The following is a 14,341-nucleotide window of genomic DNA, read 5'->3' as shown; positions in this document are numbered from 1 at the left end:
TGTAATACTATTAGGAAATAGCGTATATTATAGTGTATACAAAGAATAAATTGTGTGGTAAAATAAAATCTGTAAATAACGGAAAACTAAATCTATAAAATGTTAAATTAAACTGGGAGGATATGAAATGAAAAAGAATAAACAAGAGCTAATGGATATGGCTAAAATTATAAGAAAAGATATAGTATCAATGCTAACAGAATCAGCTTCAGGACATCCAGGCGGATCACTATCTGCAACTGATATCGTAACTACATTGTTCTTTAATGAAATGAACATAGACCCAAAAAATCCTAAAATGGAAGATAGAGATAGATTTGTTTTATCAAAGGGTCATGCAGCACCAGTATTATATAGTGCTCTAGCAAGAAGAGGGTTCTTTGATCCTAAGGAATTAAAAACACTAAGAAAAATTGGATCAAATCTTCAAGGACATCCTAACATGAATGATCTACCAGGAATTGATATGTCAACAGGTTCATTAGGTCAAGGAATATCAGCAGCTGTAGGTATGGCTTTAGCTGGAAAGACTGATGATAAAAATTATAGAGTTTATTCATTACTTGGAGATGGTGAACTAGAAGAAGGTCAAGTATGGGAAGCTGCTATGGCAGGAGCTCATTATAAATTAGATAATTTAACAATATTTATAGATTTCAATGGTCTACAAATTGATGGAGATATTACAAAAGTAATGAATCCTTCTCCAATAGATAAGAAATTCGAAGCTTTCGGATGGAATGTATTAGTTATAGACGGACATAACTATGATGAAATTTTAGAAGCAATTGAAAAAGCTAAGAATCATAAAGGACAGCCAACAGCTATAGTTTGTAAAACTGTAAAAGGAAAAGGCGTTTCATTTATGGAAAATCAAGCAAGCTGGCATGGAACAGCTCCAAGTAAAGAGCAATGTGAAGAAGCTTTAAAAGAAATTGGAGGGGAAGAATAATATGAGTAATAAGATCGCAACAAGAGAAGCATATGGAAAAGCATTAAAAGATTTAGCATCAATGAACAAAAACGTAGTTGTATTAGATGCTGACCTTTCAAAATCAACAAAAACTGCAGACTTTAAGGCTGTTGCACCAGAAAGATTCTTTAATATGGGGATAGCTGAAGCTAACATGATGGGAGTAGCTGCTGGTATGTCAACTTGCGGAAAAATTCCTTATGTAAGTACTTTTGCAATGTTTGCAGCTGGAAGAGCTTTCGAACAAATAAGAAACTCAATCTGTTACCCAAGATTAAATGTAAAAGTTTGTGCAACTCATGCAGGATTAACTGTTGGAGAAGATGGTGCATCTCACCAAGCAATTGAAGATTTATCATTAATGAGAAGTATACCAAATATGACAGTTATAAACCCAGCTGATGCTGTTGAAACTGATGCAGTAATAAAGGCTATTGCAGAAATAGATGGACCTTGCTATGTAAGACTTGGAAGAGCTGCTGTAAATGTAATAAATGATAAAGACACTTATAAATTTGAACTTGGAAAAGGTGTTACTTTAAGAGAAGGTAATGACTTAACAATAGTTGCAACTGGTATAATGGTTGATGCAGCTTTAGAAGCAGCAGAAATGTTAGCTAAAGATGGAGTATCAGCTAGAGTAATTAACATACATACAATTAAGCCAATAGATAGAGAGTTATTAGTTAAAGCTGCTAAAGAAACAGGTGCTTTAGTAACTGCTGAAGAACACAGTGTTATAGGTGGTTTAGGATCAGCTGTATCAGAGGTTTTAACTGAAGAGTATCCAGTGCCAGTATTAAAAGTTGGTGTTCAAGATAAATTTGGTGAAAGCGGAAAGCCAAACGAATTATTAGAAGCTTATGGATTAACAGCTGAAAATATAGCTGAAAAAGCGAAAAAAGCAATAAACTGTAAAAAATAATAACAAAATTTGTTATAAATAAAGTTTAAATATGATATAACAGTATAGTAGAGGTACTATACTGTTATTTTTTATAAAAAACAATAATTTTACTATAAAAATAGGAGGTAAAAATGAAAGGGAAAATTAAAGAGTATGGGATAATAACGATAGGAATAATACTAGTAGGAATAGCTATTCAGTTTTTTTATGTCCCAAATAACATAACAGGAGGCGGAGTTACTGGTATTGCATTAGTAGTTAATCATTATATACCAGGTGCTAATCTTGGAACATTAATGGCGGTTATGAATATATTTTTATTTATAATTGCGTTTATATTTATAGGCAAAGGTTTTGGAGGAAAGACAATTTATGCAGCCATGGGATTATCCTTTATAAATTGGTTCTCAGAAAGTTTTATTAAGCCAGTGGGTATTCCGGACAATCCTATGCTTGCAACTATAGCAGGAACAGTTTTATTAGGAATAGGACTTGGAGTAGTATTTACTCAAAATGCATCAACAGGCGGAACTGATATAATAGCAAAAATTTTAAATAAATTTTTCCATATTGATATGGGAAAAGGAATGCAAATGGTTGATATTATAGTTGTATTATTGAGTGCTGTAACTTTTGGTGTTGAAAAAGGTATATATGCGGCTATTTGTGTTTTATTAAATGGAATTGTTATAGATAAGGTAATATCAGGTTTTAATACATGTCATCAGGTAGTCATATTTACAGAAAAAATAGATATATTAAAAGGGTACATAATTAAAGACATTGATAGAGGATGTACTGTATTCAAAGGGAAAGGAGGATATACAGACAAAGAGAAGGATGTTCTATACTGTGTTGTTGGAAGATCTCAGCTTATGAAAATAAGAAAGTTTATAAGTGATAATGAACCGGATGCTTTTGTTATAGTAAATGAAGCTCATGACGTTTTAGGGAAAGGCTTTGGTGATATAGAATAGTATCTCTAAATTTAGGAAAGATAATATCATAAATAAAACTATATAAATTGGGGTGTTAATATGAAAAAAGGTACAATAAAAGAATATGCATTAATAACTTTCGGAATTATTCTTGTTGCTATTTCTGTAGAGTATTTCTTTGCACCAAATGAATTAGCAGCAGGTGGAGTTACTGGGCTTGCAATTGTTATAAATGATTTCTTCCCTTCAATTGGAGTTGGAATCATTACATTAATTATAAATGTAATATTATTCGGAGTTGCATTTATGTTTATTGGTGGAAACTTTGGGGGAAGAACAATATACGCAAGTTTAATCTTATCATTAGTAATGTGGATTATAGAGAGATTTTTAAATCCATTCGCAATAACAAAAGATTTAGTAATAGCAACTGTTTTTGGAACTTTAATTTCTGCATTTGGGATGGCATTAGTATTTAATAAAAATGCCTCAACAGGAGGAACAGACATATTAGCAAAGTTACTTAATAAATTTAGTCACATGGATATTGGGAAAGCACTTTTAATAGTGGATCTTATAATTACACTTTCAGGGGCTTATGTATTTGGATTAGATTTAGGATTCTATTCAATGTTAAGTGTAATTATACTTGGTATTACAGTTGATAAATTTATCGAAGGATTTAACGCTTGTAAACAAATAATTATAATAAGTGAACATACTGAAAAAATAAGTAAATTTATTTTAGATGAGCTTGAGAGAGGGTGCACCTGCCTGAAAGGCGTTGGTGGATTCTCTAAGAAAGAGAACTTTATAATATATACAGTATTAAATAGAAATGAGTTCATAAAGCTGAAAAATCACATTAAGGAAGTTGATAGTAAAGCGTTTATTACTGTTGGAGATGTTCATGAGGTTTTAGGAGAAGGATTCACAGAACTTTACCACCCATAATATTACAAAATATGATAAAGTGTTTTGTCGTATTTGGGAATAATATTAAAAACTTAATAAAATCTTATATTATATGTCGTAAGACATGTGATATAATGATTTTGTATAATGGACAAGGGGTTTATGGAGTGGGTCCAAATCTATAAGGAGTGTTTAGAGATGATAGAATTTAAGAATGTATCTAAAATTTACGATAATAATGTAAAAGCTCTATCAGATGTTAACTTAGAAATAGAGTCAGGAGAATTCGTATTTTTAGTTGGTCCATCTGGAGCTGGTAAATCAACTTTTATAAAAATGATATTAAAAGAGATAGATCCTAGTTCAGGACAATTAATAGTAGCTGGAAAAGATTTATCAGAAATAAAAAGAAAGCAAACGCCTTACTATAGAAGAAAAATAGGAATGGTGTTTCAAGATTTCAGATTAATACCTAACTTAAATGTTTATGAAAATGTAGCATTTGCTATGAAAGTAGTTGAAGCTACTCCAAAGGAAATAAGAAGAAGAGTTCCAATGGTATTATCATTAGTTGGGTTATCACATAAGTATAAGATGTTCCCACATGAATTATCAGGAGGGGAGCAACAAAGAGTATCACTAGCTAGAGCTATAGTTAATAATCCAACAGTTCTAATTGCTGATGAGCCTACAGGAAACTTAGACCCTGAAACAGCAAAAGAAATAATGGGATTATTAGATGATATAAATAAAGCAGGTACAACAGTTCTTATGGCAACACATGCTCAAGAAATAGTTAATGACATGAAAAAGAGAGTTATAGCTATTGAAAAAGGAGAAATTGTAAGAGACGAGAAGAGAGGTAGGTACAACGATGAAAATTAATACGGTAAATCATTTTATTTCTGATGCTTTTAAAAGCTTAAAAAGAAATAAGACAATTTGTTTTGCTTCAATTATTACAGTACTTATTACATTCTTCGTGTTAGGTATATTTGTACTTATGAGCAAGAACGTAGGATTAGCACTTAATGATGTTCAATCAAAAGTGGAACTTAAGGTATTCTTAAAAGATGACATTAAGTTAATTGAACAAAGAGAAGTAGAAATTAAATTAAATGAACTTCCAGGAGTTAAGGAAATACATTACGAATCAAAAGAAGAAGCTTTTAAGAACTTCCAAGAAAGCACAAAAGACAACAAGGGATTATTAGAAGGATATAGCCTAGATAAAAATCCATTCCCAGCATCGTTTGTAGTTAAATTAGATAATGCAGACTATGCAAAATCAGTAACTGATGCAGTTAAAAGCTTACCAGGAGTTGAAAGTATAGGTAATCAACAAGACCTTATAAATACAATAACTAAGGTTGTAAATGGTGTTAAAGTAATAGGTGGAGTACTATTTGTTATACTAGTTGGTGTTGCAGTATTCTTAATAATGAATACAACAAAACTAACAGTTTACTCAAGAAGAAGAGAAGTTGGTATAATGAAATTCGTTGGTGCTACAGATTGGTTTATCAGATGGCCGTTTATAATTGAAGGTATGATAATAGGGCTTATAGGTTCTTTACTATCAATTGGATTAGTAGCCTTATTATATAACGGAGCTGTTAGCTGGGTAGCTGGTAAGATGTTATATGTTTCATTAGTACCAGTAAGTTATGTAGGAACAACTTTATTATGGCAATTTGCTTTAGGCGGATTAATAATTGGAGGAGTTTCAAGTTACGCTTCATTAAGAAAATTCTTAATAGTATAAAATTTATTAAATTGAATAGAATATAACTATGATAAACTCAGTAGGAATTTATTCCTACTGAGTTTAGTTTAATATGGAAAAATTGGGTATTATGCTTTATACTATTTAATTATATAGCATTGAGAGTTTAGAAAGGATGTTGTTTTAATGAAGCAAAATAGTAATAAAAACAACAAGAGGTTAGTCTACATAATAGTAGGAGTGCTTTTTGTTGTTTGTTTGTGTTTGGGAAGTTTTTATGTAGGGAATATTTTTGCAACAAAGGGTGTAGTACTTGCATCAACAAATTCTAAAGTAAATAGTACATTTAAAGAATTTAACGACGTAAATAAGTATAAAGAGTTATTCCAAGTTAGGGATGCATTAGTAAAAAATTATGATGGTGAAATTAATGATGAAGTAGCATTAGAAGGTGCAATAAAAGGTATGGTAAATTCTTTGGGTGATCCATATACAGTCTATATGAATAAAAATGAGTTTAAAAAGTTTAATGAACAAAATTCAGGTGAATATATGGGAATAGGTGTTTATGTAGGTGTTAAAGATGGCAAAGTAACTGTAATATCACCTATAGATGGATCACCAGCTGCAAAAGCCGGAATTAAGAGTGATGATGTCATAATTGCAGTAAATGGTGAAAAGGTTGGAGCTGATGTAGAAAAAGCAACATCTCTAATTACTGGTAAAAAGAAAGAAGAAATAACATTGACTATTCAAAGGGGAAAAGAATCACCATTTGATGTTAAAGTTATGAGGGATACTATAAAGACTGATTCAGTAAAGGGTGAAATGATCCAAAAAGATGTAGGATATATCCAAATTACATCATTCAATGCTAATGTTACAGAAGATTTCAAAAAGGAAATAGAAGCTTTAAAATCAAAAGGAATGAAGGGAATGATATTGGATTTAAGAGGAAATCCAGGTGGATATCTGTCAGAAGCAGTTGGGGTTGCATCACAATTCATTCCTAAGGGTAAACTAATAACATATACAGTAGATAAATACGATAATAAAACTGAAGAAGTTTCAAAAGGAGGAATAGCTGAAGGTATGCCATTAGTTGTTCTTGTTGATGGAGGAAGTGCAAGCGCTTCAGAGGTTGTTACAGGTGCTTTAAGAGATTATAAGGCCGCAACTATAGTAGGAACTAATACTTTCGGTAAAGGAATAGTTCAGGCACCAGTTCAGTTTGATGATGGAAGTGCTTTAAAAGTTACTATATCAAAGTATTACACTCCAAATGGAGAAAATATCCATCATAAAGGAATAAAGCCAGACGATGTTGTAGAAATTCCTAAAGAGCTTTTAAATAAGCCTTACAGTAAAGATAAAGATAATCAACTTAAGAAAGCTTTGGAGGTCATAGATAACAAAATAAATAAGTAGTAGATTTAGGAGGAGCAATGGATTTAGTTTTATACACATTAAGATCATTAGCATATATAATTATCGAACCTTCTCTATTATTAATTTTAGTTATACTTGGCGTAATGTTTTATTTAAAAAATAAAAAACTTGCTTTTATGCAAAAAATGGTTACAGGGGAGAGTATTAACTCTCCCCTAGAACTTACATTATCCCAAATAACATTAGGATTAATTGGAGGAATCTTTGCAAGTTTAATGCTTAGCATATTAGGAGTAGTATTTAAAGAGAACTCAGGAATTGAATTACTGTTTATTATATCAATAATATCAATATTCTTTAAAACAAAATTAACGAGCTTTGCATATGCAGGAGTAATTATTGGTGCTTTAAGTATAGTAGTTACATATTTTAATATAGGTGGAGATAGTAATAGTTTCTTAAAATTAGATATATCGTCACTTATAATAGTTATTGGAATTATACATATAATCCAAGGATTTCTGATTATGCTTGATGGAAGTAAAGGTGCAATACCTGCCTTTTCTAAAAAGAATAATAGATTAATTGGTGGGTATGTTTTAAATAGGTCTTGGGCAATACCAATTACTTTATTTATAGCATTATCTAGTAATATGAATATGGATATAATTAATAACAATATAAGTACACCAGGATGGTGGCCTATATTTTCAAATAGTAGTACATTAAATTTAATAAGTACTGCAATATTAGGAATGATACCTTTGTTTGGATTGGTAAGCTATAATACAGCGACATTCACTAAGACGAAGAGAGGAAAAAGCATAAGTTCAGGAATATACATTGTTATTTATGGTATTGTTATATCTTTAATATCTATCATAGCAGAAATTGGACTAGCAGGTAAAATAATAGCAATAATATTAGTGCCATTACTTTATATAGCTGTTATTAGATTCGAAAGAATGATGGAAGATAAAAAAGAACCTATCTTTTATAGTGATGAGCATAGTATTTGTGTGCTAGAGGTTTTACCATTTTCAAAAGCTTATTCTGCTGGAATAAAAGTTGGAGATAGGATAATATCTATTGAAGGCAAGGATATAGAAAGTGAGAAACAAATATATCAAGCTCTGAAGGATAATCATTTCGATGTAGAACTTGAAATAAAGAGTAAATCAGAAAGTAGAAAGAAAGTACGGGTTGGAAAAGGAAAAGGGGCAGGAATGCTTCTTGTACCTAGATTTGTAGATGAAGACAAAAAGATAGAAATAAATAAGAAAAGAATAAATGAAATATTAGAAAAAATAAAAGATGAACAAAAAAGCTCATAATTAGAACAAAGAGGTTTCCTATATATAATTTTTATTACTTTAATTAATAGAAATAGATATAGGAAGCTTCTTTATATTACAAGATATTTTAGCAAAACAAATACTATTTGCAAAAGAATAAATTTTGGGATAATGTATAAATAAGATTGAATTTAGTAAAGAATTAATGAGGTATGATATACTTTGAAATTTATATTATACATGAAATTGAGGTGAAATAATGGGAGAATTTAAGATAAAGTCTAAATTTAAGCCTACGGGAGATCAACCGAAAGCTATAGATAAATTAGTAGAATCTATAAATGCAGGTAATGAGTTTCAGACACTTTTAGGAGTTACTGGATCAGGAAAGACATTTACTATGGCAAATATAATAGAAAGAACTCAAAAACCAACTATTATATTAGCACATAATAAAACTCTAGCAGCACAACTTTGTTCAGAGTTTAAAGAGTTTTTTCCAGATAGTATAGTAGAATATTTCGTTTCTTACTATGATTACTATCAGCCAGAAGCGTATGTGCCACAAACAGATACATTTATAGAAAAGGATGCTTCAATAAATGATGAGATAGATAAGCTTCGTCACTCAGCTACATCAGCACTTTTTGAAAGAAAAGACGTTATTATAGTTGCATCTGTATCATGCATATATGGTCTTGGTAATCCAGATGAATATAAGAAACTTACAATAAGTCTTAGAACTGGAATGCAAAAAGATAGAGATGAGATAATAAAGAAACTTATAGAAATTCAATATGAACGAAATGATATTGATTTCTCAAGAGGAACATTTAGAGTTAGAGGAGATTCTTTAGATATTATTCCAGCATCATCTTCAAATAAAGGAATAAGAGTTGAATTCTTTGGAGATGAAATTGATAGAATAAGAGAGTTTGATGTTTTAACAGGAAAAATACTTGGGGAAAGAAATCATGCTCAAATATATCCAGCATCTCACTTTGCTGCTTCAAAAGAAGTATTAGAAAGATCAATTTCAGTAATTGAAGAAGAGCTTGAAGAGAGGTTAAGAGTTTTAAATGCTGAGGATAAATTATTAGAAGCTCAGAGATTAAGGCAAAGAACTAACTTTGATATCGAAATGATAAGAGAGATGGGATATTGTAGTGGTATAGAGAATTACTCTAGAATATTAGATGGAAGAGCACCAGGAACTCCACCTAAAACACTACTTGATTACTTCCCAAAAGATGAATACTTAATGTTTATAGATGAAAGCCACGTAACACTACCACAGGTTAGAGCGATGTATGCAGGTGATAGATCAAGAAAAGATTCATTAGTTGAATATGGATTTAGACTTCCATGTGCATATGATAATAGACCTTTAAAATTCCAAGAGTTTGAAAAGAAAATAAATCAAGTTGTATTCGTAAGTGCAACACCAGCAAAATATGAAGAAGAACATGCAACTGTTATTGCAGAGCAGATTATAAGACCTACAGGATTATTAGATCCACAAATAATTATAAAGCCAGTTAATGGTCAGATTGATGATTTATACGGAGAAATAGGAGAAACAACAAAACGAGGTTTTAGAACTCTTATAACAACTTTAACAAAAAAGATGGCGGAAGATTTAACAAAGTATCTAACAGAACTTGGAGTAAAAACTACCTACATGCATTCTGATATAGATACACTTGAAAGAATGAGGATTATAAGAGATTTAAGAACTGGTGAGTTTGATGTATTAGTTGGAATTAATCTTTTAAGAGAAGGTTTAGACATTCCAGAAGTTGCGTTGGTTGCAATATTAGATGCAGATAAAGAAGGTTTCTTAAGATCAGAAACCTCACTTATTCAAACGATAGGAAGAGCTGCAAGAAACTCAGAAAGTAAGGTTATAATGTATGCAGATAGAATAACTGGTTCAATGGACAGAGCTATTAAAGAAACTGAAAGAAGAAGAGTTATTCAGGAAGCATATAATAAAGAACATAACATTACACCTCAAACAATTATTAAAGATGTGAGAGAAGTAATTGAAGCAACAAAGGTAGCAGAGGAAGAGACTAAGTACGAAATAGAAAATCAACCTAAGAAGCTTACAAAGAAGGAAAGAGAAAAATTAATTAAAGAGTATACAGACGAAATGATGGATGCTTCAAAGAATCTTCAATTTGAAAGGGCAGCTGAACTTAGGGATATGATTAAGAAATTGAAGGATAAAAAATAAAATAAATATTACAAAAGATTAGAGATATAATTCTCTAGTCTTTTTTTTATTAGGTAGAAGATTTATGAATATATATAGTAGATTAAGTCAATATAATTGATTTATATATAGGTTCGTTAAAAGCGTCTATATATGTAGTATATGGAATTTAAGCATAGGATTATAGTGAGTTATATAATACATATAGATATAAGAAGATTAAATAAGTTTGAATATGTCACAGAATATAAACATAATTATTCAAAAATTACAAAAAATGAAGAAAAAGACAGAATGATAAGTGTAGGCTATAAAATCATCCAGGAAAAAATATAATATTTATCAAATTAATGGTTATTAATTATAAGATATGTAGAATGAAAAGCTTTAAAAAATTATTACTATAGTTAATATAGTAATTGTAAATTGATATTAAAAGTATGTATTTATAGGTAATAAGTGTATATAAAAAATTAATATTTAAATTAGGGGAGAAGCTTTAAATATTAAAAGGAGTGATCAATATGATTACAAGAGAAGAGGAAAAAAAATTAGAAAGTTTAGGAGCATTTGAAGTCAGTCATAATATGCTAAAGCTTGCTAAAAATAATGAAAAGCATAACGTGTTCTTAAATGCGGGAAGAGGAAATCCTAATTGGATTAATACTGAGGCAAGATTGGCTTTTGCAAGAATTGTTGAATTTGGAGTGTTAGAATCTCAAAGGACAATGCATGATGGAAATTTAGCTGGTTATACAATCTTAGATGGAATTAGAGGAAGGTTTGAATCATTCTTAGATGATAGTAAAGATATAGATAAGTTCTTAAGAAATATAATTGAATATTATACAAATGAATTAAGTATAGATGGAGATCAATTAGTAAAAGAGTTGGTTGATGGGGCAGTTGCTAATAACTATCCAGTTCCAAGTCGTTGCTTAGTTAATATAGAGAAGATTTTAAATATGTATCTACAAAAGGAATTATATAATGGAGTAGATCTTAAAGATAAAACATCAGTATTCCCAACAGAAGGTGGAACAGCTGCAATTTGCTATATCTTTAATTCACTTAAAGAAAATAAGTTAATAAAACCAGGAGATAAAATTGCAATTAATACACCAATATTTACACCATATCTACAAATTCCAGAACTTGATGATTATGAAATGATAGAAATAGATTTAAGATCTAAAGAAGAAAATAAATGGGTTATATCATCAAATGAATTATCAAAATTAGAAGATGAAAGTATCAAAGCGTTATTCTTCGTAAATCCTTCAAATCCAGGATCAAAAGCATTAGATAATCAAGCTTTAGATGCAATAGCTAAGATTGTTCAAAAACGTAAGGATTTAATTATTATAACTGATGATGTTTACGGAACATTTGTAAATGGATTCCAAACAATATATAGTGTTGCACCACATAATACTTTACTTGTATATTCATTCTCAAAATTATATGGAGCAACAGGATGGAGAATTGGTTTAATAGCTGCAAATGAAAAAAATGTATTTGATAGCTTAATAGAAAAACTTCCAGAAGAAGAATTAAAGAAACTTGATGAAAGGTATGGACTTGTAACTTTAGAACCACGTAAATTAAAATTCATAGATCGTTTAGTTGCAGATAGTCGTTCAATTGGACTTTATCATACATCAGGATTATCTACACCTCAACAAGTTATGATGGCATTATTTGCATCAACAGCTTTACTTACAAAAGAAAAAGATCCATATATTGAAAGTTCTAAAAAATTAGTAGCTTCAAGATATCACGATTTATTCTCTACATTAGGAATTGATGAAGATAATAGCAAGGAAAATGCAAAATACTATTCATTGATAGATATATATGCTCTAGCAGAAGGTCACTATAATAGCGACTTTAGAAAATATTTAGAAAATGGATTTGAACCAATTGATTTTTTATTAAAATTAGCAGAAAAGAATGGAGTAGTATTAATGGAGGGGGTATGCTTTGGAGCAACACCTGGAACATTAAGAGTATCTGAAGCTAATTTACCAGATGACGCATATAAAAAAATAGCAAAACAAGTGTTAGAATTACTTTCTGAGTACTACAGTGATTATGAGCAACAAAAATAATAAGTAAAACAAAAACATTTATTAGAAACAGAAGGTGATTTGGTATGAAGGTGATTATTGACTTTTTAGAAAAGAATCCAAGTGTAGCAATATTCTTTTGTTTAGCACTTGGATACTTAATAGGTAAGTTTAAGTATAAATCATTTAGTCTAGGTTCAACTGTTGGAACACTTATAATTGGATTGATTATAGGACAGTTTGGAGTGTTTCACGTATCACCAATAGTAAAAAATATATTCTTTAGCTTTTTCATATTCACAATAGGATATGAAGTTGGACCTGCTTTTGTAAATAGTTTGAAAAAATCAGGTGTAAAACTAGTTATTCACTCAGTATTTTTTAGTGTAGTTGCTTTTATAGTTGCTATGATTTGTTTCAAAGTATTCCATGTAGATGCAGGGGAGGGTGCTGGAATAATTGCAGGTTCTCTTACACAATCAGCTGTTATAGGAACATCAGCATCAGCTATAAATGGACTAAATGCAACAGCGGCTGTAAAATCAGCTATGGAATCTAAAGTTGCAATTGCATATGCAATAACATATGTTTTTGGAACAGTTGGGATACTTATTTTCTTAAAAAACATTGCACCTATGCTTTTAGGAGTAAATCTAAAAGAAGAAACAAAAAGGATGATTGAAAAGATTCATTTTAAGGGAGATGCATCAGATAATTCAAGCATAGTGAATAATATAAAGATGCGTGCTTTCTTAGTTAATGAAGGTTCATCATATGTAGGTAAATCAGTATCTGATATTGAAAAGGGCTTTAAAAATAAAGTTACTTTTGAAAAAATATTCAAAAATGGTGAAGATACTAATTTTGATCAAAGTACAGTTATAGCTTCAGGTGACTATATTACTATAATAGGTAATCTTACAGATATTGTAGAAGCTGAAACTGATGATTTAGTAGAAACATCTGATGAAAAGTATATGAATGTATCTTTAGAAAAATCAGAAATAATGTTAACTAAAGAATTCAATATAAAAAATTTAAAAGACTTATATAGCAATAACATTATGTTAGAATCAGTTAAAAGAAACGGAAAAAAATTAGAAGACGAAACAGAAATGAGAAATGGAGATATATTAACACTTATAGGACCTAAACATGCTATATCTAAAATAATAAAAGAATTTGGATATGTTAAAGATAATGGTACTTCAACAGATGTTAGTTATTTAACATTTGGGATTATAGTAGGTGTTTTAATAGGAACATTAGCATTAACAATTCATGATGTTCCATTAACTCTTGGAAGTGGTGGTGGTGCATTATTCTCAGGTCTATTATTTGGATGGTATCAAAATAAACATCCACATTTTGGAGAAATACCATCATCAACACGTTGGTTCTTAAAGAGTGTAGGTTTAAATTTATTTATTGCTGTAGTTGGATTACAAGCTGGAAGCGCATTTATTCCTGCATTAAAATCAATGGGATTTGCAGTATTAATAATAGGTATATTGGTATGCCTAATTCCACATGTACTTTCATTGTACTTTGGAAAATATGCACTAAAATTAGAACCAGTAGATATAATAGGTTCACTTTGTGGTGCAGGTACAATAACAGCTGCATTAAATGCTATAACTGAAGAAAATGGAAGTAGTATATTTGCGTTAAGTTATACACCTTCCTATGCAGTAGGTAATATTTTGATTACCATAATGGGACCTCTTACTATTGGATTGCTATATGTCCATTAAGTTTTAGAAAAAGAAAGTAATTACTATTTTGATAGTAATTACTTTCTTTTTCTTATAATAGTTTAAATGAAATCCTATAACATAGTTTAATTATTAAAATATTTGACAGTCAAAATAAATTTTATATAATTATAAAGAGAATTAAACAATACGAGGT

Annotated in this window: 11 protein-coding genes; all 11 read left to right on the top strand. The window is 30.0% G+C overall.

Annotated features, from left to right (window positions below):
• Positions 1-127: 127 nt before the first annotated feature.
• The 11 genes from K5V21_RS15225 to aspT all read left to right on the top strand — a co-directional run bounded on the left by K5V21_RS15225 (position 128) and on the right by aspT (position 14,184).
• The gene (locus K5V21_RS15225) at positions 128-952 is read left to right on the top strand and encodes a transketolase (RefSeq protein WP_221862011.1); all 825 of its coding nucleotides are present in this window, start codon (positions 128-130) and stop codon (positions 950-952) included.
• A gap of 1 nt (position 953) precedes the next feature.
• Positions 954-1,898, top strand: coding sequence for a transketolase family protein (locus K5V21_RS15220; RefSeq protein ID WP_221862009.1), 945 nt, complete (start codon positions 954-956; stop codon positions 1,896-1,898).
• A 113-nt stretch (positions 1,899-2,011) separates the two neighbouring features.
• A complete protein-coding gene (locus tag K5V21_RS15215) occupies positions 2,012-2,857 on the top strand; it encodes a YitT family protein (protein ID WP_221862008.1) in 846 nt (281 codons plus the stop codon).
• Between the two features lie 60 nt (positions 2,858-2,917).
• Positions 2,918-3,772 carry a YitT family protein gene (locus tag K5V21_RS15210; protein WP_204594039.1) on the top strand — a complete coding sequence of 285 codons (855 nt, stop codon included), beginning with the start codon at positions 2,918-2,920 and terminating at the stop codon, positions 3,770-3,772.
• Between the two features lie 159 nt (positions 3,773-3,931).
• Positions 3,932-4,618 (top strand): cell division ATP-binding protein FtsE, encoded by a 687-nt coding sequence (gene ftsE, locus K5V21_RS15205; RefSeq protein WP_204594038.1) that lies wholly within the window; start codon positions 3,932-3,934, stop codon positions 4,616-4,618.
• Positions 4,608-5,498 carry a permease-like cell division protein FtsX gene (gene ftsX, locus K5V21_RS15200; protein WP_204594037.1) on the top strand — a complete coding sequence of 297 codons (891 nt, stop codon included), beginning with the start codon at positions 4,608-4,610 and terminating at the stop codon, positions 5,496-5,498. The genes ftsE and ftsX overlap by 11 nt, the downstream gene beginning before the upstream one ends.
• 147 nt (positions 5,499-5,645) lie before the next feature.
• Positions 5,646-6,887, top strand: a complete 1,242-nt coding sequence (locus tag K5V21_RS15195; RefSeq protein ID WP_221862007.1) for a S41 family peptidase — start codon at positions 5,646-5,648, stop codon at positions 6,885-6,887.
• Positions 6,888-6,904: 17 nt separating this feature from the next.
• Complete coding sequence (locus K5V21_RS15190) at positions 6,905-8,182, top strand: PDZ domain-containing protein (protein ID WP_221862006.1); 1,278 nt, start codon at positions 6,905-6,907, stop codon at positions 8,180-8,182.
• Between the two features lie 220 nt (positions 8,183-8,402).
• Positions 8,403-10,382 (top strand): excinuclease ABC subunit UvrB, encoded by a 1,980-nt coding sequence (gene uvrB / locus K5V21_RS15185; protein WP_204594034.1) that lies wholly within the window; start codon positions 8,403-8,405, stop codon positions 10,380-10,382.
• Between the two features lie 503 nt (positions 10,383-10,885).
• Positions 10,886-12,472 carry a bifunctional aspartate transaminase/aspartate 4-decarboxylase gene (locus K5V21_RS15180; protein WP_221862005.1) on the top strand — a complete coding sequence of 529 codons (1,587 nt, stop codon included), beginning with the start codon at positions 10,886-10,888 and terminating at the stop codon, positions 12,470-12,472.
• A gap of 44 nt (positions 12,473-12,516) precedes the next feature.
• The gene (gene aspT, locus K5V21_RS15175) at positions 12,517-14,184 is read left to right on the top strand and encodes an aspartate-alanine antiporter (protein ID WP_221862004.1); all 1,668 of its coding nucleotides are present in this window, start codon (positions 12,517-12,519) and stop codon (positions 14,182-14,184) included.
• The last annotated feature ends 157 nt before the right edge of the window (positions 14,185-14,341 follow it).

It is taken from the genome of Clostridium sardiniense, assembly GCF_019753795.1.
Classification (GTDB): domain Bacteria; phylum Bacillota; class Clostridia; order Clostridiales; family Clostridiaceae; genus Clostridium; species Clostridium sardiniense.
This window is presented reverse-complemented; position numbering and strand designations above follow the sequence as displayed.

Excerpts from the sequence above, each read along its gene's own strand:
- K5V21_RS15225 (WP_221862011.1), top strand. The coding sequence starts at position 128 with ATGAAAAAGAATAAACAAGAGCTAATGGATATGGCTAAAATTATAAGA.
- K5V21_RS15180 (WP_221862005.1), top strand. The coding sequence starts at position 10,886 with ATGATTACAAGAGAAGAGGAAAAAAAATTAGAAAGTTTAGGAGCATTT.
- K5V21_RS15215 (WP_221862008.1), top strand. The coding sequence starts at position 2,012 with ATGAAAGGGAAAATTAAAGAGTATGGGATAATAACGATAGGAATAATA.
- aspT (WP_221862004.1), top strand. The coding sequence starts at position 12,517 with ATGAAGGTGATTATTGACTTTTTAGAAAAGAATCCAAGTGTAGCAATA.
- uvrB (WP_204594034.1), top strand. The coding sequence starts at position 8,403 with ATGGGAGAATTTAAGATAAAGTCTAAATTTAAGCCTACGGGAGATCAA.
- ftsX (WP_204594037.1), top strand. The coding sequence starts at position 4,608 with ATGAAAATTAATACGGTAAATCATTTTATTTCTGATGCTTTTAAAAGC.
- K5V21_RS15195 (WP_221862007.1), top strand. The coding sequence starts at position 5,646 with ATGAAGCAAAATAGTAATAAAAACAACAAGAGGTTAGTCTACATAATA.
- K5V21_RS15190 (WP_221862006.1), top strand. The coding sequence starts at position 6,905 with ATGGATTTAGTTTTATACACATTAAGATCATTAGCATATATAATTATC.
- K5V21_RS15210 (WP_204594039.1), top strand. The coding sequence starts at position 2,918 with ATGAAAAAAGGTACAATAAAAGAATATGCATTAATAACTTTCGGAATT.
- ftsE (WP_204594038.1), top strand. The coding sequence starts at position 3,932 with ATGATAGAATTTAAGAATGTATCTAAAATTTACGATAATAATGTAAAA.
- K5V21_RS15220 (WP_221862009.1), top strand. The coding sequence starts at position 954 with ATGAGTAATAAGATCGCAACAAGAGAAGCATATGGAAAAGCATTAAAA.